At 41.2% G+C, this 23,458-nt stretch carries 23 protein-coding genes, 1 other RNA gene and 1 pseudogene; 15 read left to right on the top strand and 10 right to left on the bottom strand.

The genetic code is table 11. The annotated features are described in order from the left end of the window. Positions 1–36: 36 nt before the first annotated feature. Genes bamA through lpxA form a run of 5 tightly spaced genes read left to right on the top strand, consistent with a single transcriptional unit; the run spans position 37 to position 5,403 of the window. Positions 37–2,508 carry an outer membrane protein assembly factor BamA gene (gene bamA, locus ACWQ4X_RS11705; protein ID WP_142768898.1) on the top strand — a complete coding sequence of 824 codons (2,472 nt, stop codon included), beginning with the start codon at positions 37–39 and terminating at the stop codon, positions 2,506–2,508. Between the two features lie 46 nt (positions 2,509–2,554). Further along, positions 2,555–3,049: an OmpH/Skp family outer membrane protein gene (locus tag ACWQ4X_RS11700; protein ID WP_142768897.1), complete on the top strand. Its 495-nt coding sequence runs from the start codon at positions 2,555–2,557 to the stop codon at positions 3,047–3,049. A 3-nt stretch (positions 3,050–3,052) separates the two neighbouring features. Further along, positions 3,053–4,123: a UDP-3-O-(3-hydroxymyristoyl)glucosamine N-acyltransferase gene (gene lpxD / locus ACWQ4X_RS11695; protein ID WP_142768896.1), complete on the top strand. Its 1,071-nt coding sequence runs from the start codon at positions 3,053–3,055 to the stop codon at positions 4,121–4,123. A gap of 7 nt (positions 4,124–4,130) precedes the next feature. Then, the gene (fabZ, locus tag ACWQ4X_RS11690; RefSeq protein ID WP_100242454.1) at positions 4,131–4,607 is read left to right on the top strand and encodes a 3-hydroxyacyl-ACP dehydratase FabZ; all 477 of its coding nucleotides are present in this window, start codon (positions 4,131–4,133) and stop codon (positions 4,605–4,607) included. Between the two features lie 7 nt (positions 4,608–4,614). Further along, on the top strand, positions 4,615–5,403 hold the full coding sequence (gene lpxA / locus ACWQ4X_RS11685) for an acyl-ACP--UDP-N-acetylglucosamine O-acyltransferase (RefSeq protein WP_142768895.1): 789 nt from the start codon (positions 4,615–4,617) through the stop codon (positions 5,401–5,403). Between the two features lie 40 nt (positions 5,404–5,443). On the opposite strand, the gene ACWQ4X_RS11680 is transcribed toward lpxA, so the two are convergent. Next, entirely contained in the window at positions 5,444–6,319 is an 876-nt protein-coding gene (locus ACWQ4X_RS11680) for a YbgF trimerization domain-containing protein (protein ID WP_457903750.1), read from the bottom strand. Positions 6,320–6,604: 285 nt separating this feature from the next. Here ACWQ4X_RS11680 and ffs point away from each other — a divergent pair. Next, an RNA gene (ffs, locus tag ACWQ4X_RS11675) (signal recognition particle sRNA small type) lies at positions 6,605–6,701 on the top strand. A gap of 46 nt (positions 6,702–6,747) precedes the next feature. Here ffs and ACWQ4X_RS11670 read toward each other — a convergent pair. The 4 genes from ACWQ4X_RS11670 to ACWQ4X_RS11655 all read right to left on the bottom strand — a co-directional run bounded on the left by ACWQ4X_RS11670 (position 6,748) and on the right by ACWQ4X_RS11655 (position 9,721). After that, a complete protein-coding gene (locus tag ACWQ4X_RS11670) occupies positions 6,748–7,344 on the bottom strand; it encodes a regulatory protein RecX (RefSeq protein ID WP_457903749.1) in 597 nt (198 codons plus the stop codon). Positions 7,345–7,422: 78 nt separating this feature from the next. Then, complete coding sequence (gene recA, locus ACWQ4X_RS11665) at positions 7,423–8,466, bottom strand: recombinase RecA (protein ID WP_100242458.1); 1,044 nt, start codon at positions 8,464–8,466, stop codon at positions 7,423–7,425. A 147-nt stretch (positions 8,467–8,613) separates the two neighbouring features. Then, positions 8,614–9,054: an RNA-binding S4 domain-containing protein gene (locus tag ACWQ4X_RS11660; RefSeq protein ID WP_100242459.1), complete on the bottom strand. Its 441-nt coding sequence runs from the start codon at positions 9,052–9,054 to the stop codon at positions 8,614–8,616. Continuing rightward, complete coding sequence (locus ACWQ4X_RS11655; protein WP_457903748.1) at positions 9,047–9,721, bottom strand: HAD-IA family hydrolase; 675 nt, start codon at positions 9,719–9,721, stop codon at positions 9,047–9,049. The genes ACWQ4X_RS11660 and ACWQ4X_RS11655 overlap by 8 nt, the downstream gene beginning before the upstream one ends. Positions 9,722–10,001: 280 nt before the next feature. On the opposite strand from ACWQ4X_RS11655, the gene ACWQ4X_RS11650 reads away from it, so the two are divergent. The 4 genes from ACWQ4X_RS11650 (at position 10,002) to ACWQ4X_RS11635 (ending at position 15,153) form a co-directional block, all read left to right on the top strand. After that, a complete protein-coding gene (locus ACWQ4X_RS11650) occupies positions 10,002–10,436 on the top strand; it encodes a BLUF domain-containing protein (protein WP_457903795.1) in 435 nt (144 codons plus the stop codon). A 189-nt stretch (positions 10,437–10,625) separates the two neighbouring features. Continuing rightward, on the top strand, positions 10,626–11,483 hold the full coding sequence (locus ACWQ4X_RS11645) for a 3'(2'),5'-bisphosphate nucleotidase CysQ family protein (RefSeq protein ID WP_457903747.1): 858 nt from the start codon (positions 10,626–10,628) through the stop codon (positions 11,481–11,483). A 52-nt stretch (positions 11,484–11,535) separates the two neighbouring features. After that, on the top strand, positions 11,536–12,270 hold the full coding sequence (locus ACWQ4X_RS11640; protein WP_100242462.1) for a histidine phosphatase family protein: 735 nt from the start codon (positions 11,536–11,538) through the stop codon (positions 12,268–12,270). Between the two features lie 189 nt (positions 12,271–12,459). After that, positions 12,460–15,153, top strand: coding sequence for a M66 family metalloprotease (locus tag ACWQ4X_RS11635; protein WP_457903746.1), 2,694 nt, complete (start codon positions 12,460–12,462; stop codon positions 15,151–15,153). A gap of 130 nt (positions 15,154–15,283) precedes the next feature. Here the strand turns inward: ACWQ4X_RS11635 and rpsT are convergent, their stop codons facing one another. Beyond that, the gene (rpsT, locus tag ACWQ4X_RS11630) at positions 15,284–15,550 is read right to left on the bottom strand and encodes a 30S ribosomal protein S20 (protein ID WP_100242464.1); all 267 of its coding nucleotides are present in this window, start codon (positions 15,548–15,550) and stop codon (positions 15,284–15,286) included. 215 nt (positions 15,551–15,765) lie between these two features. Between rpsT and ACWQ4X_RS11625 the strand changes: the two genes are divergently transcribed. Genes ACWQ4X_RS11625 through ACWQ4X_RS11615 form a run of 3 tightly spaced genes read left to right on the top strand, consistent with a single transcriptional unit; the run spans position 15,766 to position 17,759 of the window. Beyond that, positions 15,766–16,431 (top strand): NAD(P)H-binding protein, encoded by a 666-nt coding sequence (locus ACWQ4X_RS11625; RefSeq protein WP_457903745.1) that lies wholly within the window; start codon positions 15,766–15,768, stop codon positions 16,429–16,431. 11 nt (positions 16,432–16,442) lie between these two features. After that, on the top strand, positions 16,443–16,955 hold the full coding sequence (rraA, locus tag ACWQ4X_RS11620; RefSeq protein ID WP_457903744.1) for a ribonuclease E activity regulator RraA: 513 nt from the start codon (positions 16,443–16,445) through the stop codon (positions 16,953–16,955). A 24-nt stretch (positions 16,956–16,979) separates the two neighbouring features. After that, the gene (locus ACWQ4X_RS11615) at positions 16,980–17,759 is read left to right on the top strand and encodes a glutathione S-transferase N-terminal domain-containing protein (RefSeq protein WP_457903743.1); all 780 of its coding nucleotides are present in this window, start codon (positions 16,980–16,982) and stop codon (positions 17,757–17,759) included. A gap of 52 nt (positions 17,760–17,811) precedes the next feature. Here the strand turns inward: ACWQ4X_RS11615 and ACWQ4X_RS11610 are convergent, their stop codons facing one another. Together ACWQ4X_RS11610 and ACWQ4X_RS11605 are read right to left on the bottom strand one after the other, a co-directional pair. After that, entirely contained in the window at positions 17,812–18,510 is a 699-nt protein-coding gene (locus ACWQ4X_RS11610; protein WP_457903742.1) for an SIR2 family NAD-dependent protein deacylase, read from the bottom strand. A 9-nt stretch (positions 18,511–18,519) separates the two neighbouring features. Next, entirely contained in the window at positions 18,520–19,488 is a 969-nt protein-coding gene (locus ACWQ4X_RS11605) for a LysR family transcriptional regulator (RefSeq protein ID WP_457903794.1), read from the bottom strand. Between the two features lie 227 nt (positions 19,489–19,715). On the opposite strand from ACWQ4X_RS11605, the gene ACWQ4X_RS11600 reads away from it, so the two are divergent. Together ACWQ4X_RS11600 and ACWQ4X_RS11595 are read left to right on the top strand one after the other, a co-directional pair. Continuing rightward, entirely contained in the window at positions 19,716–20,930 is a 1,215-nt protein-coding gene (locus ACWQ4X_RS11600) for an acyl-CoA dehydrogenase (protein WP_457903741.1), read from the top strand. Between the two features lie 110 nt (positions 20,931–21,040). Further along, positions 21,041–22,267 (top strand): CaiB/BaiF CoA transferase family protein, encoded by a 1,227-nt coding sequence (locus ACWQ4X_RS11595; RefSeq protein ID WP_457903740.1) that lies wholly within the window; start codon positions 21,041–21,043, stop codon positions 22,265–22,267. 161 nt (positions 22,268–22,428) lie between these two features. On the opposite strand, the gene pcaD is transcribed toward ACWQ4X_RS11595, so the two are convergent. Together pcaD and ACWQ4X_RS11585 are read right to left on the bottom strand one after the other, a co-directional pair. After that, the gene (gene pcaD, locus ACWQ4X_RS11590; protein ID WP_457903739.1) at positions 22,429–23,205 is read right to left on the bottom strand and encodes a 3-oxoadipate enol-lactonase; all 777 of its coding nucleotides are present in this window, start codon (positions 23,203–23,205) and stop codon (positions 22,429–22,431) included. Between the two features lie 48 nt (positions 23,206–23,253). Continuing rightward, a pseudogene (locus tag ACWQ4X_RS11585) lies at positions 23,254–23,458 on the bottom strand (acetyl-CoA C-acyltransferase); the annotation flags it as partial.

Genomic DNA, 23,458 nt, shown 5'->3' with positions numbered 1-23,458 from the left:
CAACGTGCTTTGAAATTAACATCGGAAAAGACTGGCATGCAGCACACACATTTATTTATGCCTTTGGCACTGGTTAGTGCTATGGCAGCAGTACAACAAGTATATGCAGCGGATGAATTTATTGTTCGTGATATAAAAATTGATGGACTCGTTCGTTTAACTCCTGCCAATGTGTATACCATGTTGCCAGTGCATAGTGGTGATCGTGTTGATGATCAAGCGATTTCGAATTCAATTCGAGCCTTGTACGCATCGGGCATGTTTGATGACATTAAGGCGTCAAAACAGGGTGATACACTTGTTTTTACAGTGGTTGAGCGCCCGCTGATTTCTAAAATTGAATTAAAAGGCAATAAACTTATTCCGAAAGAAGCTTTGGAAGAAGGTTTGAAAAAAATGGGCTTGGCTGAGGGGGAGGTGTTAAAAAAATCGACACTTCAAACTGTTGAGTCTGAGCTTGAGCAACAATATGTTCAACAAGGTCGTTATGATGCTGATGTTAAGGTAACGACGACTGCAAAGCCGAATAACCGTGTAGATTTGTTGCTTGAGTTTAATGAAGGTAAAGCAGCGAAAGTTGTCGATATTAATGTTATTGGCAATACTGTATTCAGCGATAGTGATATTCAGCAAGCTTTTGCTGTTAAAGAAAGTAGCTGGAGCTCAATTGTTTCGCGTAATGACCGTTATGCACGTGAAAAAATGGCGGCAAGTTTAGAAGCATTACGTGCTTTATATTTGAATGCTGGCTATATCAATTTCGATATTACCAACTCTAGTCTGAATTTAAGTGAAGATAAAAAGCGTATTTTCATTGAAGTATCTGTGAATGAAGGTGAGCAATTTAAGTTCGGTGAGACCAAGTTCTTAGGTGATGCGTTGTACAAGCCTGAAGAACTTAAGGCGATGCAAATTTATAAAGATGGCGCGACCTATTCACAAGAAAAAGTAAATGCAGTTAAGCAATTGTTATTACGTAAATATGGTAATGCGGGTTATTACTATGCTGAAGTGAATGTGGTTCCGCAAATTAATAATGAAACGCGTGTGGTTGATCTTAATTATTACATCAATCCAGGTCAGCAAGTTACGGTGCGTCGTATTAACTTTACGGGCAATACCAAAACTTCAGATGAAGTATTGCGTCGTGAAATGCGCCAAATGGAAGGTGCTTTAGCAAGTAATGAAAAAATTGACTTGTCTAAAGTGCGTTTAGAGCGTACAGGTTACTTTAAAACTGTTGATATTAAACCGACCCGTATTCCAAATATGCCTGATCAGGTTGATTTGAATGTAAATGTTGAAGAACAGCATTCAGGTACAAGTACACTTGCGGTAGGTTACTCACAAAGTGGTGGTGTAACATTCCAAGCCGGACTCAGCCAAACCAACTTTATGGGTACGGGCAACAGTGTTGCGATCGATCTATCACGTTCAGAGACTCAAGACTACTACAACCTGAGTGTAACCGATCCGTACTTTACTATTGATGGTGTGCGTCGTGGCTACAACATGTACTACCGTAAAACAAAGTTGGATAGTGACTACAACGTCAACAACTACGTAACGGATAGTTTGGGTGGTGGTATTAACTTTGGTTATCCAATTGATGAAAACCAAAGTATTAGTGCTGGTTTAAACATCGACTCAACCGAAGTAACCACAGGTCCTTATGTTTCGACCTATGTGCGTGATTACTTAATGGCACATGGCGGTAAGGTTAAAAATACCGCGACATATTGTTTGGTAGATTTAACAGAAGATAATGACTATACCTGTCCAGATGAAAGTGTTTCTGATCCATATAATTCAGAATTCACAGGTGATTTCTTAACCTATAACTTCACCTTAGGTTGGTCGTATAACACATTAAACCGTCCACAATTCCCAACATCGGGTCAGTCACATCGTGTCAATGCTGAAATTGCATTGCCTGGTAGTGATGTTGAATATCAAAAAATTACTTATGACGCACAGGCATTTTTACCTTTAGGTAAGGACTTTGTGCTGCGTGGTTATGGTAAATTGGGTTATGGTAACGATCTGCCATTCTATAAAAACTTCTATGCAGGTGGTTATGGGTCGGTACGTGGTTATGACAACAGTACCTTGGGTCCAAAATATGATGGCGTTTATTATACCGAAACTGGTCAAACCGACCCTTCACCAGAAGAAGTAGGTGGTAATGCCTTAGTTCAATTTGGTACTGAATTGGCATTACCTCTACCATTTAAAGGGGATTGGACGCGCCAAGTTCGTCCAGTATTGTTTGCTGAAGGCGCACAAGTGTTTGATACGCAATGTGATGTATTCACGACTGATGCTGCTAAACAGACGTGTAAAGATGAATATGGCTTTGATTTAGGTAATATGCGTTATAGCGTGGGCGTAGGCTTTACTTGGATTACCATGATTGGTCCATTATCATTAAGCTATGCATTCCCATTGAATGATAAGCCTGGTGATGAAACTAAAGAGATTCAATTTGAAATTGGTCGTACTTTCTAAGTACGATCCTTTCGAATTATACAGAATATAGAATAAGGTTTAATAAATGCGTAAAATAATCAAGGCATTAGCTTTTGCTAGTATTTCACTCAGTTCAATGGTTCATGCTGCGGGCTATGGTGTGGTGGATTTAGAGCAAGTAGTGGAAAATAGCACTTACCTGAAAGCACAGAATGCAACACTGCAACAGTCGATTAAACCGCAAACCACTCGTTTAGAACAGCTGGGTAAAGAGCTTGAGGGAATGAAGCAAAAGGCTCAGGCAACTAAACTTTCTGAAGCTGAAATGCAGAAAATGAGTGCAGAGTATCAAACCAAGTTAAATGAATTAAATGGCATTCAGCAAGGTTTACAATCTAAAGTACAAGCATCTTTGCAAGTCATGAATAAGACACTTGATGCTCGAATTAAGCAAGTTGCTGAACAATTGCGTAAAGAAAATAGCTTAGATGTAGTTTTGAATAAAAACTCTGCGCTTGCCTATGACGCTAAGTATGATTTAACTGATAAAATGATTCAAAAGGTTAATGCAATTAAGTAATCCATGAATCTTAACAAAAAAAGTTTAAAAGACCTCGCTCACCTAGTTCAAGGTGAGTGTCTCGGTCACTCTGACCTAGTTATTCAGGGCTTAGCGAGTCTGGATACAGCATCTCCGCAGCATATCTCCTTTGTTACAGATGAGAAGTATCTGGAAAAGGCATTAGCATCCCGAGCTGGGGCTTTAATTGTCACCAAAGCGCTACAAGAAAAATTGCATAGCCATCAAAATTTTATCTTGGTTCCGAATCCATATCTGGCCTTCGCCATCTTGACTCATGTGTTTGAGAAAAAACATAGTGAAGTGGGGATTGAGAGCACAGCCAAAATTCATCCTTCTGCAATCGTGTCTGACAGTGCTTATATTGGTCATTATGTTGTGATTGGTGAAAATTGTGTGGTTGGTGATAACACCATTATTCAAGCACATGTGCGTATTGATGATGATGTCGAAATAGGCAAAGATGGTTTCATTGATTCGCATGTCACTTTAACGGGTGCGTGTAAAATTGGTGATCGAGTGCGTATTCACGCCAATACCGTGATTGGTAGCGAAGGATTTGGGTTTGCGCCATATCAAGGTAAATGGCATCGAATTGCGCAATTGGGATCAGTAATTATTGGTCATGATGTACGTATTGGTTCGAATTGTAGTATTGATCGCGGTGCTTTGGATGATACCATTTTGGAACATGGTGTTAAGATTGATAACCTTGTGCAAATCGCCCATAACGTCAAGATCGGTGAAAACACTGCAATTGCAGCGAAGTGTGGAATTGCAGGTAGTACTACGATTGGCAAAAACTGTATCCTTGCAGGTGCTTGTGGTGTAGTAGGGCATATCACAATTGCTGATAATGTAACAATTACAGGAATGTCAATGGTCACAAATAATATTTGCGAAGCTGGAAGTTATTCTGGTGGAACAGGATTATTTGCAACACCACAGTGGAAGCGGACAGTTGTGCGGTTCAGACAATTAGCAGATGTGCCATTGACCCAATTAGTCAAACGACTTGATCATATGCAGACTCAAATTGAGTCCCTTGAATCAACTTTTAAATTGCGTAAATAGAATTATGATGACTGAGTCGACTTTACTACCATTTACGAAACCAGAATTGCCAATGCATATTCAGCAAATTCGTGAATATTTACCACACCGTTATCCATTCTTATTGGTTGATCGTATTACTGATGTAACTGATAATGGGATTGTTGGTTATAAAAACGTTTCAATCAACGAAGAGTTCTTACAAGGACATTTTCCGAACTATCCAATTATGCCGGGTGTGTTGATTGTTGAAGCTTTGGCTCAAGTTTCGGGTATTCTTGGCTTTATTATGAACAATGAGAAGCCAAGTGAAGGTTCTTTGTTCCTTTTTGCGGGTGCAGAGAAGGTAAGATTTAAAAAACAGGTGGTTGCAGGCGACCAACTTGTATTAAAATCAGAATTGATTATGCAAAAACGTGGTATTTACAAATATAACTGTATTGCTACTGTAGATGGTGTTGTTGCTACAACCGCAGAAATCATGGTTTATCATCAGAAAGTATAGAGCAGGCATGAGCAATAACGAATTAATTCATCCAACCGCTATTATTGACTCATCAGCAGTAATTGCTTCAGATGTGCAGATTGGACCGTATTGTATTATTGGTCCGCAGGTCACAATTGGTGCAGGAACAAAACTTCATTCACATGTTGTGGTTGGAGGATACACGCGTATTGGAAAGAATAACGAAATTTTCCAGTTCGCGAGTATTGGTGAAGTATGCCAAGATTTGAAATACCGAGGTGAAGAAACTTGGTTGGAAATTGGCGATCACAACTCGATTCGTGAGCATTGCAGCTTGCATCGCGGTACGGTGCAAGATCAGTCTTTAACTAAGATTGGCAGTCATAACTTATTAATGGTGAATACCCATATTGCGCATGACTGTATGGTGGGTGATCATAATATTTTTGCCAATAACGTCGGTGTTGCAGGACACGTTCATATTGGTGATTACGTTATTGTTGGTGGAAACTCAGGTATTCATCAGTTCTGTAAGCTTGCTTCATACAGCATGGTGGGCGGGGCGTCTTTGATCGTGAAAGATGTTCCAGCTTATGTCATGGCTTCGGGTAATCCAGCACATGCCTTTGCCATGAATGTTGAAGGCATGCGTCGTAAAGGTTGGTCTAAAGAAGTAATTCAAGGTCTACGTACAGCATTCAAACTCATTTATAAAGAGGGTTTGACTACGGTTGAGGCTGTTGAGCGAATTCGTCAGGAAATTTTACCTACAGTTGCTGAAGCTCAATTGTTACTTGACTCTCTTGAACAATCTGAACGCGGTATTGTGCGTTAAGTTTTGTATCATAAGAAAAGACACCATATGGTGTCTTTTTTTATTTCTTCAAATAGCCAGCTTCTTCACTTTTCGGATATTGTTTTAAGAGTTTGGCTTTGTATTGATTGGCTAAAGCTGTATTGCGGTCAACATCTTTTGCTATGCTATATAGTTGATATAGCGCACGAGATGCTTTGGATGACTGTGGATATTGATTCACGACGATATTGTAATTGCGTTTAGCTTCCGTGTAATTGGTTGGCTCGATCGCCAAATTAAATTCTGCTAGCCAAAAATATGCATTGCTGATGTAGATGCTGTTTGGGTGGTTTTTAATAAAGTTTTGCATAGGTGCAATGGCTTTTTTGGCACCACCTTGTTTGTAGGCATCTAATGCGACAGTATAGGCTGCCTTCTCTAACTCAGTTGCTTGCTGATTTGCCGTAGCAGACTCAGTGGAGCTTGCTGTGCTAGGCGTAACAGGTGGAGTTGCTGTTGGACTGCTACTATTGACTGGATTTACTGCTGTAGTGGTGGTTGTGCTGGTACTGGGTGAGCTATCCTGTTGATTATCCTCCGTTTGAGTAGCGCTCTCAGGATCAACCTTTTGTTGTAAAAGTTCTAGGCGTTGATCTAGGTCGGTATAGCGGTTGTTGAGTTCATTTTTAAGCTGTTCAATCGTATTTTCTTGTTCTTCAATGCGCCCACGCAAGCTACGAATATCATTTTCAAGTTGCTGGTTTTTCTGCATCAGTTGCCAATTGATGTTGGTTGGTACACTGGTTTCTGCAACAGGGGTGTTGGTTGAAGTTGAGCCATAGTTGGAACCAGAGTCGCTTTGACTTAAACCGCGAGTTTCAATTGGGACGTTGGCAAAAATAGAACTGGTGCTGAGTAAAGTGAGTGCATAAAGTGCATGCTTAAATTGCATCATAAAACATATCCATTTTGTATTACTTGCTTAAAGCCTTGTGTTTATATGGCTTTATTCATTTCATCTTGAACACATTTAAAATGCTCAAGCACTGAAATGCAATAAGTGTTTTCAATCTTGTCGTATGTTTAAGGTAAACCCAAAAATTAATATGCATATAAATTGTGCTAAATACATATTTTTGTATTTTAAATAGACAAATGAATAGCTTAGGTGCATAAAACTAGGATAAGGGCTTGCAACTTGGTAAAAAATCTCTATACTCTGTTCTTGCAATGGTAGCCCTGCCGGTTACTTCGCAATTACACTCTGCGAACCCCGCCAGGACCGGAAGGTAGCAACGGTAGTAGAATTGTGATGTGCCGAAGCTTTGCTGGTAGGGTTGCCACCATTTCATAATTATAATCTTTAATTTTTATCTCTATTTATTATTCACTTTCTTTTCTGCTAATTGCTTTCATAATTGTATCCATATCAAATCCTCTGTACTGTAAGAAGCGAATTTGCTTTGCTTTTAGTTTTGGGTCTCTTTCAACGGTTATACCGAATTTCTTGATTTTAAGTTGATAGGCTTGTTCTGCCCAATCAATTTCTTTTAATTCTTCCTGAATCAATTCACTGTTTATTTTTTTGTTTTTTAATGCCAGCTTAATGCGCTGCGGACCTTTACCTTTACGTTTTTGGCTGGAAAGTACAATTTCAGCAACACGTTGGTCACTTTGATAATTATTGTTTGAGAGTTCTTCAACAAGGTTGATCACTTCTTCTTGATTTGCTGCATAGGTTGCTAGTTTCTCTATTAGCTCTGCTTTGGAGTATTCCTTGCGGGTGAGTACGGCAAATGCATAAGAGCGCAAACGTGAGTCTGTGAGCCCTGTATTTTGTGGGGACTCCGTCTCTATGTCTTCGTGAGCTGGCTGAGTTGTCGGTGATGCATGCACTGGAGTCTGTTCGGCATCTGATGTTCCAAATTCTTGCTTGAGACTCTCATAGTTGAGTAGTTTAGGAAATTTAGATGGATTCATATTATTTCTAATCTTTGATTGAAAAACGCCCCGTAGGGCGTTTTGGTGCAATAGCGATATGTTGAGAGCTTAAATGACTTATGCATCTAGCAAAAAGTTAGGCTCTTCTTCCTCTTTTTCTTCAACAACACCGCCAGTAGTTAGCAACTGTTCACGAATAATGCGTTCAACTTCTTGTGCTAATTGCTGGTTTTCTTCAAGGTGACGAATCACATTGTTTTTACCTTGACCAATTTTGTCGCCTTGATATGAATACCAAGCGCCAGCTTTCTGGATGATGTCTTGCTGAACGGCAAGATCAACCAACTCACCTAGCTGATTCACACCTTTACCGTAAAGAATCTGGAACAGGGCTTCTTTAAATGGAGGAGCCATTTTGTTTTTAACAACTTTGACTTTGGTTTCTGAGCCAACGATTTCGTCGCCTTCTTTCACTTGACCTACACGACGAATATCCAAACGTACAGATGCATAGAATTTCAATGCATTACCACCAGTCGTGGTTTCTGGGCTACCGAACATCACACCAATCTTCATACGGATTTGGTTAATGAAGATCACCATGCAGTTTGAGCGTTTTGCATTACCTGTGATTTTACGTAGCGCCTGACTCATTAAACGTGCTTGTAAGCCCATGTGTGAGTCACCCATTTCGCCTTCAATTTCGGCACGTGGGGTAAGTGCGGCCACGGAGTCGACAACGATAAGGTCGATTGCGCCAGAGCGAACCAGCATGTCTGCAATTTCGAGTGCTTGCTCACCATTGTCTGGTTGAGAGACGAGTAAATTGTCGATATCAACGCCAAGCTTACGCGCATATTGTGGATCAAGCGCATGTTCAGCATCGATAAAGGCACACGTACCGCCAGCTTTTTGACATTGTGCAATTGCTTGTAATGTCATGGTTGTTTTACCCGAAGATTCAGGACCGTAAATTTCGACGATACGACCTTTAGGTAAGCCACCAATACCGAGTGCGATATCTAGTGTTAATGAACCTGTGGAAACCGCTTCAACGGCTTGCACGGTATTATCCCCAAGACGCATTACTGTATTCTTACCAAATTGTTTTTCAATTTGGCTTAGGGCAGCATTTAGCGCCTTGCTTTTATTCTCATCCATCTCACGACCTCAAAACTATGTCACTTCATTTCTAACTAAAGTGGATGTATTGCATTACAAACGTTTTCCACTTCAGTATAGTGACAGAATTATTCCTGTTATTCTATGTCTGTTGTATCTAGTGCGACACAACATGACGCGACTGATTTAATCATCATTATATGACCAATACTGGTCAAATTGTTGATCATTTTCTTGTTTAAATTTACTGATTTGTCGGCGATCTTTTTTAGATGGACGATGATCAGGTCGAGCAAGATTATGCAACTTTCTTTGTGATGCAAGCAATTCTCTTTTTGCTAAACTGACTTCAGTTTCTTCATATAGCAGTTGAGCTACTGGCGCAGGACCACGCACCCCTGAAATGGCTTTGATGACCACAGTTTTCTTTTCAAAACCCTGTTGAATGGTGAGTTCCATTCCGACGCGAACTTCTTTAGAGACTTTGACGCGTTCACCGTCAAAATGGACTTTGCCGCCCTCAATGGCAGATTTGGCGATGCTACGTGTTTTAAAAAAACGTGCAGCCCATAGCCATTTGTCGATACGCATGGTTTCAGCAGCTAAATGTTGCTCTGCTTTAGGCATATTGCTTGTGTTCCTTGGCTTGTTCCAGTAAAGGGATGAAATCCGTCAAATGTTTTAACATTGGAAAAGGGGATTCGTCACGGACTAATCCTATAGATGAGGGCTGTTGAATACTAATTAAATGCTGTAAGCCGAATTTTTGTGCACCCAGTAAAACTTTCTCTGTGTCATCAATAAAATACGCCTGAGAAATATTAAAAGGATGTTGTTGGTGCAGTTCTTCCCAAAAGGCTGGAAACTCTTTGGCATGACCAAGGGTTTCGCTGCTGACAATCACATCGAAATATTCAGCAATGCCAGTTTGTTCTAATTTGAACTTTAAACTGGCGCAGTCGGCATTGGTGGCAAGCCAGCATGGATACTGGTTGGCTTTTAGATATTCGAGTAGCTCGATACAACCACTACGTAGGCTGACTTTATGTTGATGCTCTTGTTGTAAAGCCAATACATCTACCCCGACTTTTGCTGACCAAAAGCGGGAGGAATACCAATCTAAGGTGTGGCTATGTTCTTGGTAAAACTCAAATAAAGTCGCCTGACTTTGTTCAAGGGTGCATTGATGTGTTTCGGCATAACGAATAGGCAGCAATTGGTTCCAGATCAAATCGTCATAGGCAAGATCGAGTAATGTGCCATCCATGTCGAAGATCACAATAGGTTTAACCATTTAACAGTCCTAACAGTCTTTGGGAGTAATGGAGAGTATCAGCTCTGCATAATGGGTGAGCTGAATGAAATCAGGCTTTACTATAACAGCAAAGTCATGAATAGAATAATGGATGCTTTACGTATTGAGATTTGATAGTCAATTGATGCAATCCATTGGTAGAATTGCCTAGTTTATGAAAATACGGCATAGTGATAAATTACCTTTTGGTAAAATAATTAACCTGATTCTTAAGTATTTAAATCTATTCTAATGATAATTATAGGCAATATTGATCATGGTGGGATGTGTACGGCTGCTTTATGTAAGTAAATTTACTCAGAATGATGATGTATTTAAGCCTGAATTAATGAATATTTTAACGACCTCTGTTGATCATAATGCTTCGCATGAAATTACTGGGGTGTTGTGTTATGGCAATGGATATTTTGTTCAGTGTCTAGAGGGTGAGAAATCTAAAGTCAGTAATTTGTACTTTGACCGCATTTTAAAAGACTCACGGCATAAGAGGTGTCAGATTCTGTATTTTGAAGAACAGGTTGAGCGCTTATTTCCCGAATGGGCAATGAAGTTTGCGCCGATTAACCCGAGTATCAGGGCCTTCTTTCAACAGCAGTATGCCGAAGAATTTAATCCGACTTTATTGACGGCAAGAACCATAGGACCTTTCATCAAGCTTTTGGCACAGCAGAATGCGTGGGAATATTATATTTAACAGGACTCTGTGAATTTTACACATTCCTGAGTAATACGATTAAGGCTTAGCGTTGTGCAAATTCGCATTACAAAGCGTATGATGAAATATAGAAACGACATGCAATGAAGTCACTCAGCGCAGGAAAGAAAATGCTGTGCGGCAAGTAATAAATCAGCATCTCTTGATGATGCTTATTAAAGGCAGTTTATGTTTATAAAAACAGATGAACCGCAAGATGCAATGATCTTGCAACTGGTTCCAATGATGACGCAGGCATGTGAAATCCTGAATCAGGAATTTCAGCAATATTGTTCAGGTGAACATTTTAATATTGAACATAAGCATGATGCATCGCCTGTCACGCAAGCAGATTTTAGAGCCAATCAATTTATTACACAGGCTTTGGCGGACTATAGTCCTGATATTCCATTGTTGTCGGAAGAAGGTGAGTATAGTCTACGTCAGCAATGGCAACGTTTTTGGTTGCTTGATCCGCTGGATGGCACCAAAGAGTTTTTGCATCAGCGACCTGAATTCACCATTAATTTAAGCTTGGTAGATGGTGCACAGACCATATTTGCCATTCTAGCGATTCCTGGCGAGCAATCGATGTATATCTGTCCAGTGCAAGGCATGCCACTGAAATTGGATATAAAGACCCAACAATGGTTTATCTATAGTTCAGAACAGCAGCAAACAGATACGGTTAAGATAGGTCTTAGTCAAAGTTCACAGCAAAAAGGTCAATATCATGAGTATCTGCAAGTCTTAGAAAGCATCACGGAATACAGTGTGTTTAAGGCAGGAAGTGCTTACAAGTTCTGTATGATGCTGGAACATAAGATTGATATTTATCCGCGATTTCATCCTACCAGTGAGTGGGACACCAGTGCGGGGCAATGTTTGCTTGAGCGCATTGGGGGTGGACTCGTAGACTTTAAAGGACGTCCATTTTTATATAATCAGCGTGACAGTTTGCTGAATAAGGGCTTTATTGCCTATCGAACCGCTGAAATGCAGGTATTGGCTTTAGAAGTATTGGCAAGAATGTTGAGCAAGCATTAGGCAAACAGGTTAAAATGGTACAGTGTAAATACCAAAAAACTATGAAGATATCATGGCATTAGAAAGACTCCCGCGCAGTATGCTCAAAGCAATTGATTTATTGCCTGATACTAGCACACCAGTTACATTGTTTACGCGACATTCTCTACGCGAGATGGTCAGTGGGCAGGGCTTAGCGGGTTATGATTTACAATTAACTTCTCAAGGTAGAGATTTGGCTCAGGCATGGGGAGCACATCTGATTGGTCAAACCGACCGTATTATTCAGCATTGTATTTCCAGTCCCATTCAACGCTGTGTTGATACCGCTGCCCTGATGATTCAGGGTGCAGATTCCATGAGTCAGCAAAGTAATACCCATCATATTGAGATTGTGCAACAAGGCCTACTGGTTGAGCCTGGCAGTTTTGTTTTGGATATTAAGCAGGCAGGTCCTTATTTTCGTGAACAAGGTGCATTGGGCTTTATTAATAGCTTTGTGAATAATGCACTGCCCGGAATGAAGCATCCAATTCATGGGGTAGTGGATGTGCTGGAGCTGATTTATAACACCCATCCCCAGCAGCATAGTGGTCTAAGTTTGGCGGTAAGTCACGATACGATTATTGCGGCTATTCTTGCGGTGATTTCTGGTCGTAATGTGATTACACAAGAAGATTGGCCACAAATGATGGAAGGTTTATTTGTCTGGTTTGAAGGTGATGAATTTTTAGATTCGAAACTCAAATGGATTTGGCGTGGCGAATTGCATGAACTCAATATTCGGCAGTTTAAACAGCATCATTAAAATAATAACCAGCTAAGGTTTTATTTTTTATATTTGTGATAAGCAGGTATGTCCTTCATTATTCTTAATTTTTTGTATTCTATAAAAATATAATATATCATAATTTGGATAACATTATGTTTTTAAATGATTTATTTTACATTTACCTATTTAAATTAATGACAATTGGGGATTTTTGTGAAAAGTGTGATGAATTACCCTTTGCACATTTTAAGTGTTTGTATTGCTTCTATTTTATTAACTGCCTGCGGTGGTGGCGGAGGGGATTCTGCTGGTGAGGGTACTTCAAATCCTGATTCATCTATAGATACCACGCCAAACCAGCCCTTGTACCCTGAACCAAGCAAAGATGTACTGGATGAGGAGACGCTGGGTTTTTATGATTATGATGCGAATTCTTCAACGCGTCTAATCCGTTCTGATTTAACGGGAACATTACAAGCTATGGTGCAATTTGCACAGGCACATGTGGTTGATCCTAGTGGAAATGAGACGAAAAATATGCCTCGACTCACATCGGAGCGGGAAGCTTTACTATTAGTTACTCCGACGGCTGAAATGGGGGATGTACAGCAGCTTGAGCTTGAGATCTATCAAGATGGATTATTGGTGCGCCGTGTAAAATTAAATGATCCATCGCAAATTCCACTTTCAGATCAAAGTAATCAAGACCAACGTCCGCAAGTCTTGTATAGCAAACGAGCTTGGTCGACCAAGCTAAATTGGGATGAAGTTCAATCTGGGCTGAAGCTTAAATTGATTGATGGAAGTGGGCGTACAGGTGAATTATTAGAGTCACAAATTGATTTTGCACCGCCGGGTGAATTAGTTTTAAACAATATCCGACTTGGTTTACTAACTGATCCGCCTATTTCTACAGGACACTATATGTTGCTTGAGCCTGAAAAGGCAGGTACGGATTACTTCCAAACCATTCCTGCTGCGGAAATGACCGTCGCTAAATACGATGATATGAAACTTAGTCGAGTGATGGTCGCGAATGGCACGATTTATGACACCAATAGTGCTGTAGAGGGTGGTGTTTATTCAGGGGATATGCGGGAAAATGTATCAAAATCTACTTTTAGTGTAGGTATTAATTTAGCCAATTGGGGTGTGACCAGTGCCTCCATGGCGAGTCAAGAGCAACCTCAGCTAACCGAAAGTGTGATTGTGCATCATGCGCGTGGCAAATATAGCAATGGTGATCAAACCCATGGTTTAAGCGGTGGCAATGGCATGCTGACGCTAATTGATTCAGTTGGCAATGAGTTTAGTCATGAGATTGGACATCATTATGGCTTAGGACATTACCCTGGTTCGGTATCGGTTGAAGGTCAGCCGACCAATTATTTCTGGTCAGCACATCATGCGGACAGTGGCTGGGGCTATATTTCATTTCGCGATAAAATGCGCGGAAATCTTAATTGGAAATCAACCAGTTTAGGTGATGGTGCGAATGGCGTTCCTAATTTCCTAAAACTTTATCCTTATGGTTGGGATGCTATGGCGGGCGGTGCAACGGCTAGCTCAATTTCACGATATACCCACTATACGGGATACAGTACATCAACCAAGATACAACCACACTTTAACCGCTATATGTGGGATGTAAATTCGAGCACAGGTTATTTAAAATGGAATGCCACCACGCGAAAGATGGAAGTTGCACAACCTCGAGTGCCAAGTTCTAGTAAAGTTTGGTATAACCGAGCGGATGGGAATTATCTCAAGCCACGCTTATTTGGTGTGCCTGTATATACCATTTTGGGTGGGTATGATCCCGTAAATCAGGTAGGTCTATTGTATCCTGCTGCGCGGAGTAACTGGGGTAATGTATTTACTCTACCTGAAGTCACTACGGCTGCAACACAAGCCGCATGTTGGTTAAAGGTAGTTTCAGCACATGGTAGTCAAACCATTGCATTGGCGCCAAATCGAATGGATGCCACGAACAGCCCTGCCAATAAATTGCATGTCAATCTTGCGATTTCAGATCAGCCTCAGCATGTAGATTTATATTGTAAAAAGACCAATGAAGCTGAAAAGTTGTTATCTAGTATCGATATCCCAACATATACCGATGCAATTCAGCCAGCAGTAAAAATTGGTCGTGAAAGTGGTTATGCAGCTTTACGCAAAGTCGAGCTTCCAAGCCTAGAGCAGGCATTGCTTGCGCAAAGTGGACAAGCAATCGTGGCTTTATCTGCGAATGAGCAGCTCTTGTATGATGCATATCGAAACAATCGAGCAGAACTCTCTGTTCCCGCACAGCAAGTGCTTGCGCTGTACGAAAGCCAGCAGCAAAAAATTTATCGTTTAAATCGCTGGATGAATGTGTACGCTCAAGTTTTGGCAGCGGAAAAGACGGATGCAGAAATAGCATTGGTGGCATTTATTCAGCAATTGGGTTTGGAAACGGATACTTTATTGAATCAGCAAAGTACCTTGTTGAATAAAACCAATTGCTTAAAAGTAGAGAAAACAGCGGCAGGTCAATATAACCCTTATATTAGTGGTCCAACAGCTTGTACAGGAGATGACTCTGAAAAATGGATTTTAGATGCTTTAGGGCGTATTCATAGTAAATGGGCTATAGATCAATGTTTAACCAGTAATGGTAGTGGCAATAAAATTACACTGGCGACGTGTTCAACGCAGTCAAGCAGTCAGATTTGGAGCATGATGGCTGATACCCAGTCGATTCGTCAGGGAAGTCAGTGTTTTGATTTGAACAAAGGCTATTTGGTGGATAATCGTGCTGATTTGATTCGTTACTCATGTACCAATGGAGCAAACCAAAAGTGGAGCATGCTGGTTCCAAATAACAATCTTATTTTATCTTATTTAAAACCAAAGAATTTGGCTGTACTGGTTAATTAAGTTGATGGCTCCTTCACAATGCTTGGTGGAGGGGCTTTGGTCGGTGAAACATTATATTTGAATGGAATAGGTTGAAGATAAATCTACAGACGTAAAAAAAGCCCTGATGGGCTTTTTTCAATACAGCAAATTAGTTAGCTAAAGCTTTAACTTGTGCATTTAAACGGCTCTTATGACGAGCAGCTTTGTTCTTATGGATGATGCCTTTATCAGCCATACGGTCGATTACAGGAACAGCTTTTTTGTAAGCTTCTGTAGCAACAGTATGGTCACCAGCAGCGATAGCAGCTACTGTGCGTTTGATGTAAGTACGAACCATAGAACGCAAGCTTGCGTTGTGTTTACGTGCTTTAACGTTTTGACGAGCACGTTTTTTTGCTTGAGCAGAGTTTGCCACTCGTGCACTCCTTGAATTAGATTGGTCTGGGCGGGCTGCAATTCAAACTGAAAACCAACATCAGTAGAACTATCACCAGCCCGTAAACAAGTGCCATATTTTGATTAAACACGACTACGAAGTCAAGTCTTGACATGCTTTGACAACATTTTAGATGCAGAAAAATGTTAAAGAAAACGTTAGATTACTAATAAACCATGGAGAATGATCAAAAAATGATAAATCCGATTCAAAAGGCAATAGTGATTGGCGCAACAGGTTTAGTTGGTCGAGCCTTAATAAAACAATTAAATGAATTAGCCAGTTGCGAACAAATTACGGCAGTCGTACGACATTATGATGTGCAATTAAGTCAGATGGAAAAAGTGCATCAATTTGTGCTTGAAGATTCTTTAATGCTCAATGATGAAGATATCCAAGGTCATACTCATGCATTTAGTTGTTTAGGCTCAACGTTAAAAAAAGCAGGGTCTAAAGCACAGTTTTATAATATTGATTATGAAATTAATGCCCACTTTGCCGATTTGCTGGAAGAAAAAGAAATACATTATTTGTTGGTGAGTGCACTAGGAGCCAATGCAAAATCGCCGATTTTCTATAATCGGGTGAAAGGGGAGCTTGAACAGCATATTCGCGAGTTGGCGTTGTACAAGACCTCTATACTGCAACCCTCACTCTTATTAGGTGAGCGATCTGAACAACGCGTATTAGAGGGGGCAACGCAACGTTTATATCAGAAGATGTCGCATTTAGTACCTGATTCTTTTAAATATAAGCCAGTGACCGCAGAACAAGTGGCTCATACTATGGTCGTGGCAGCCCAATCTCAAACTGAAAAGTTTGAAATTTATGATAATTTACGTATACAAAAAGCCAAATAATGGAGAGAGAAGTGGCAACTGTTCCTTTTGTAACTTGTGATTTGTTGGATGATAATCCTGAAAAAGAACTTCAGGTGGTGACGCCATCAATGGATGGTAAATTCTTTAAAAGCTATGGCGCACGCAAAAGCTTTGGTGGTCAAGTGGTAACTGTAAAGTGTTTTGAAGATAACTCCCGTGTGAAAGAGTTATTGGCGACTGATGGTGTAGGTAAGGTTCTTGTGGTGGATGGCGGTGCTTCAATGCGTTGCGCACTCATGGGAGATTTGATTGCTGAATCTGCTGTGAAGCATCACTGGAATGGGGTGATTATATATGGTTGTGTACGCGATGTAGATGCAATTGCAGAACTAGATTTGGGTGTGCATGCATTGGCTGCAATTCCACAAAAAAGTAACCGTAAAGGCATAGGCGAAACAGATATTCCACTTTATTTTGGTGGTGTGACCATCCAATCTGGCGAATATATTTATGCCGATAACAACGGCATTGTGGTGGCTAAAGAACAATTGGTTGAATTATAAGACAAACGAGAATAAGGACAATATATGGTGAACCATCAAATTAAAGTCATTCAAGCCTTGGCTTCTTCTTTGGCTGAAGGTGGTCGAGGTGTGTCGGGTACGGCATTTCCCAAACAGCCCGAGAAAGCATTAAAACTCTATGAATTTGAAGGTTCGCCATTTTGTCGCCGTGTGCGAGAAGTTTTAACTTTACTTAATTTGGATTATGAGGTTTATCCTTGTCCAAAAGGGGGAACAAAGTATCGTCAAATTGTAAAACAACAGGGTGGGAAAACGCAGTTTCCATTCTTGATTGATGAAAATACGTCGACGCACATGTATGAGTCACAGCAGATTATTCATCATCTGTTTAAACATTATGGGCGTACAGGCAAGACTCCGAAAAAATTTGCACATTATCCAAAGTTGCCTGTGGTGGCTTTGGCAGGAACGTTGATTAATGGCGCGCGGGGTGTTTGGATTGATAAAAGAATTATTGATCGTGCAGCACCTGAACAAATGCTTGAATTATGGGGCTTTGAAGCCAGTCCATTTACACGTGTGGTGCGTGGGGTACTGACTGAACTCGAATTGCCATTTGTCTTTCATAATGTTGCCAAAGAGCGCTGGCAAGATATGGGACCTGCGGTATTACGCTTGAAACCCGGCAAATATATTCCAATTAAAGAAGGCAAGCGTGAAAAGGTGGTCGAATTGATGGGACGTGACATTCAAGTGCCATATTTGGTCGATCCGAATACCCAAGTGAAGATGTTTGAATCGGCAAAAATTGTGAAATATCTGAAACAGCAATACGGTGCGTAGGATTGAATTAAAACAAGCCTCGGAATTATTTAAATGTATTCCGAGTGCTTATTTAAGCGGTTAACACATCAAATACTTGTTGGATGCCCTCTGTCGCCGTTTTTGCAATCAGTTGATACTGTGTGGGCATACTTGGTCGATGCGCTTTGGGGTCAATATAATATGCCTGACAGTGCTGTGGAATTTCATGAATTAATCCTGCAACAGGATAAACTTCCAAGCTGGAACCAATCACAATAAAAATATCTGCTTGTTGCACAATTTCTTGTGCTTCTGCATAGGCGGGTACGGCCTCACCAAACCAGACCACATGTGGGCGGAGTGGATAGCCCTCGGGGCAAAGATCTTTTTCTAAATTAAGTTCCCAACCTTGTATTGGATAAAATTCTGTTGAATATTCAGCATGGGGTCCCGAACTCTTGGCGAGACGAATATTGCCATGTAAATGCAAGACATTGTCACTCCCTGCACGCTCATGCAAATCATCAATGTTTTGTGTAATGACATTGACATGATAGTGCTGCTGTAATTGAGCTATCAACTGATGTGCAGGATTTGGCTGAGCTTGTAAAATATGCTTGCGACGTTGATTATAAAAGTCTTGAACCAATTGTGGGTTTCTTGCCCATGCTTCAGGCGTGGCAACATCCTCAATATTATAATTTTCCCAAAGACCATCATGATCGCGAAAGGTTTGAATGCCACTTTCTGCACTCATACCTGCACCTGAAAATATCACTAAGTTTTGCATAGCATTCCCTCATCGTGTTGCTTGAGCCGTATCAGCATTCATGACTGAAATTGACTTTACTTCATGTTGTATCCAATCAACAAATTTATTCAAAATTGATGAAGGTTGCTGACTCGAATGAACCAAATAATAATCACGATTGCTCGGTAATAGACTATTGCTGGCAATAACCAGTACTTGGTTATTCAGTTCCTGTTCAATCAACATCTGAGGAATTAAAGCAACGCCCATGGAATGCGATGCTGCAACAGCGAGCATGGAGAACAATTCATGGCGCTGACCAGCATCGGCTTTCGCATGCTGGATGTGATGAGCTTCAAACCATTCCTGCCAGATCGTCGGGCGTGTGGTTTGCTGTAATAAGGGCAGTTGTGCAATTTGCTCTGGAGTTAAATCATAACTGTACGGACTCAGTTTTTTTGCATTGGGAAAGTATTTCTCAATCAGCTTTGGAGAACAAACGGCAACGACATCTTCCTGCATTAAAAAATGGGTTTGGATGCCTGGCCAATGATGAATTTGTTGCTCGGTACCTGCATATATGGCTGCATCAAACATCTGTTCATTAAACAAAAAAGGTTTGGTGCTGGTCTCTAAATTAATGGTGATTTCGGGATGACGTGCATTAAAGACGTGCAATTTCGGGAGTAACCAACGTGTCGCAAAGGTTGGGACGACCCCAAGCTTGAGCGTACCGCCTAAACCTTTATGCGACATGACTTCTTGTGTTGCTTTTTCTAAGCCAATTAAATAGGGCTTTATCGCGTCATAGTATTGCGTTCCGGCAACAGTCAGTTCCATGCCATGTCGGGTACGGGTAAACAGTTGAATGTCTAAAAATTCTTCCAATTGCTGGATTTGGCGCGAGATGGCACTTTGGGTCATCGATAGTTCTTGCGAGGCATGCGTGTAACTGGCATGTTTGGCCGCAGATTCGAAGCAGAGCAGACTCTGCATGGATGGAATTTTTCTTCTCATACTCATGACTAGATTATTGTGATATTTAAAAACAGCATAAAACATGCTGTTCAGATAATCTCAAAATAGCGCATGAATCTAATTTTTACCACTTTATGCGCTTATAAAGATGTGAACAAGAAATAAGATATGCGTTTTCTGCATATCTGTATGCGAATTCATCGTTTGAATTATTTCCTTTTCACACATAACATTGTTTTAGATAAAAACATAAAGCAGAGGATGCAATGAACCAAATGGTGAATAAAAAATCGGCACGTGTACAATTCGATTGGAAAGATCCATTTTTAATTGAGCAGCAACTCACTGAAGAAGAACGTATGATTCGTGATGCTGCACATTCGTATTGTCAGGAACAGTTGATGCCACGTGTGCTGGAACAGTTTAGACATGAAAAAACGGATCCTCATATTTTCCGCGAGATGGGTGAGCTTGGTCTATTGGGTCCGACTATTTCGGAACAATATGGTGGTGCGGGTTTGAATTATGTCAGTTATGGCTTAATTGCGCGTGAAATTGAACGTGTGGATTCAGGCTATCGCTCTATGGCGAGCGTACAAAGTTCATTGGTGATGGTACCTATTGAGGAATTTGGTACAGAGCAGCAAAAGCAGCAATACCTGCCTAAGCTTGCATCAGGCGAATACATTGGTTGCTTTGGTTTGACCGAGCCTGATCATGGTTCAGACCCAGGAAGTATGATCACACGCGCTAAAAAAGTTGCAGGTGGCTATCGCTTATCGGGTGCCAAAATGTGGATTACCAATAGCCCAATTGCCGATGTGTTTGTGGTGTGGGCAAAAGAAGTATCTGAAGAGGGCAATGTGGGTGACATCCGCGGCTTTATTTTAGAAAAAGGCTGGGAAGGGCTTTCAGCACCAGCAATTCATGGCAAAGTTGGCTTACGTGCATCTATCACAGGTGAAATTGTCATGGATAACGTATTTGTGCCAGAAGAGAATGCTTTTCCAGAAGTGCGCGGATTAAAAGGTCCATTTACTTGTTTGAATAGTGCCCGTTACGGGATTGCTTGGGGTGCAATGGGCGCAGCAGAGTTCTGCTGGCATACTGCACATCAATACACGATGGATCGTAAACAGTTTGGTCGCCCTTTGGCTGCGAATCAATTGATTCAAAAGAAACTTGCCGATATGCAAACCGAAATTGCCTTAGGTTTACAGGTGGCATTACGTTTTGGACGTATGAAAGACGAAGGCATTGCGTCGGTTGAAGGAACTTCTCTCATCAAGCGTAATAACTGCGGTAAAGCCTTAGATATCGCACGTTTAGCCCGTGACATGATGGGGGGGAATGGCATCAGTGATGAGTTTGGTGTCGCACGTCATTTGGTCAATCTGGAAGTTGTAAATACCTATGAAGGAACTCATGATGTGCACGCACTAATTTTAGGTCGAGCACAGACAGGGATTGCGGCATTCTAATTTAAACAATTCCTTTTGCTCAAAAACAGGATGCTCGCAAGAGCATCTTGAGGGAAAGTTTGTCTAAAAAATTAGAAATAATATAAAGATGCAAGATTGAGGAGCGAATAATGGGTGCGTTAAAGGGAATCCGTGTTTTGGATTTGAGTCGAGTTTTGGCGGGCCCATGGTGTGGGCAAATTCTGGCAGATTTGGGTGCCGAAGTGATTAAAATAGAGCGTCCGCAATGTGGTGATGATACGCGTATGTGGGGACCGCCGTGGATGCGTGATGCTCAAGGTCAGCCTACCCGTGAGTCAGGCTATTACCAGTCAGCCAATCGCAATAAATATTCAGTTGCGATTGATATCACACGCTCGGAAGGACAAGCAATCCTGCATGAAATGGTGCAAACTGCTGATGTCGTCATAGAAAACTATAAAGCAGGTTCATTGCAAAAATATGGGCTGGATTATGAGACTTTGAGTGTGCTTAATCCAAATCTGGTGTATTGCTCGATTACAGGCTTTGGGCAAACAGGACCGCGTGCGGCCGAACCCGGCTATGACTTTATCATTCAGGGCATGTCTGGATTGATGAGTATCACGGGTGAAGAAGAAAGCTCAGGGAGAGGGGTTCAAAAAGTGGGTGTTGCCGTGGTGGATATTCAAACTGGCTTATATGCCACAATTGCTATTCAGGCTGCGTTATTGGCTCGTCAGCAGATTGGACGAGGGCAACATATTGATTTGTCATTATTGGATGTGCAGGTAGCAGGCTTAGCCAATCAAGGCATGAATTACCTCACCACGGGCGTATCTCCACAACGAATGGGGAATAGTCATCCCAATATTGTCCCGTATCAAACATTTAAAGCAAAAGATAAAGAATTTATTGTGGCTTGTGGTAACGATAAGCAATTTAAAGATTTTTGTATTGCAATTGGTTATACCTCATTGTTGGAAGATGGTCGTTTCAATCAAAATCAGGATCGAATACAGCACCGTGGAATATTGATTCAATTATTATCCACTCATTTTTTACAGCAGAATGCAGAATCGTGGGTGAGTGCGATTCATGCCTTTAAAGTGCCTGTTGGGTTAATCAATTCTGTTGCTGAAGCTTTACAAGAGCCTCAGATTCAACATCGGGAAATGCTGGTCAATATTCAACATTCGCTCAATCCAGAGTTTCAGATGATTGGTTCGCCGATTAAATTGTCAGAAACACCTGTGGAATATCATCATGCACCGCCGCAATTAGGAGAACATACCATGTCCGTATTGTCTCAATTTAAATCGGAACATGAATTACAGTTGTTAAAGGCAATCGGTGTGATTGAAGCTAAAATAGCCTAAGCATAATGGCTGTTTTCTTAAGATTAAAGCTTGAGTGCTGATAGAAAAGAGACAAGATTCACTCACTTTTCTGCAAATCCTAATTTTGTAAGTGATCTATTCAATTTAAAACTGACGAGTCAAAAAGCCTCTAGCAGTGAGGCTTTTTACATAGGTTAATCTTATGTAAGAAACTGCTGTAAGGCCTGATTAAATGCTATTGGCTGTTCCACATTAGAAATATGCGAAGCATCAATTTCCACCAGCTGACTGTTCGGAATCTGATTTTGCATAAACTCTGCATCCGCAACCGTCGTCACAGGGTCTTGTTGCCCCGCAACAATCAACATCGGTACGCTAATATCTTTCAGTTGCTCCCGCACATCCGCTTTAGCCAAAGCCGCACAACAGTTGGCATAACCTTCGGCGCTGCCAGCTGCCAAGTCGTTTTGAAGATTAGACACCACTGCAGCATGACTTTGGATAAAGGGAGCTGTAAACCATCGCGATGCTGCTGTATCCGCGATCGGTTGTAAACCTTGGGCTTTGACTAAGGCTGCACGATCTAGCCACGCCTGTTCCTGACCAATTTTGGCTGCGGTATTGCACACCACCACATGACTAAAACGCTCAGGATAATGAATCGCCAGCCATTGACCAGTTAAGCCTCCCATAGAAATCCCACAGAAGGCCGCTTTTGCAATCTGTAAATGATCCAGCAACTGAATCACATCTTCACCTAACTGTTGCAGGCTATACGGACCTGTTGGCGTCGATGAAGCACCATGACCACGGGTGTCATAACACACCACAAAGAACTGATCCTTTAATGCATTAAATTGCTGCTGCCACATGCCATAGTTGGTGCCTAAAGAATTGGAAAATACCAAAGCAGGATTGCTGGCATCACCAAAGGTTTGATAATGTAGTTGCAGCTCAGGCGTGGTTAAAATGGGCATATGTTATTCCTTCATGTATTTTTTATTTAACTCATTTAACTTTTTGAATCAGCCTTCCACGCGCTGAATAATCAGCGCAATGCCTTGACCGACACCAATACACATTGAACACAGGGCATAAGTACCACCCGTTTGTTCTAATTGATTGAGAGCCGTTGTCACCAAACGTGCACCTGAAGCACCGAGTGGATGACCAATCGCAATCGCACCACCATTCGGATTCACTTGTGTGGTGTCATCTGCAAGACCAAGG

It is taken from the genome of Acinetobacter sp. NigerLNRRAM0016, assembly GCF_054112845.1.
Note: the sequence above shows the minus strand (reverse complement) of the source record. Positions and strands in the feature narration are given on the sequence as shown.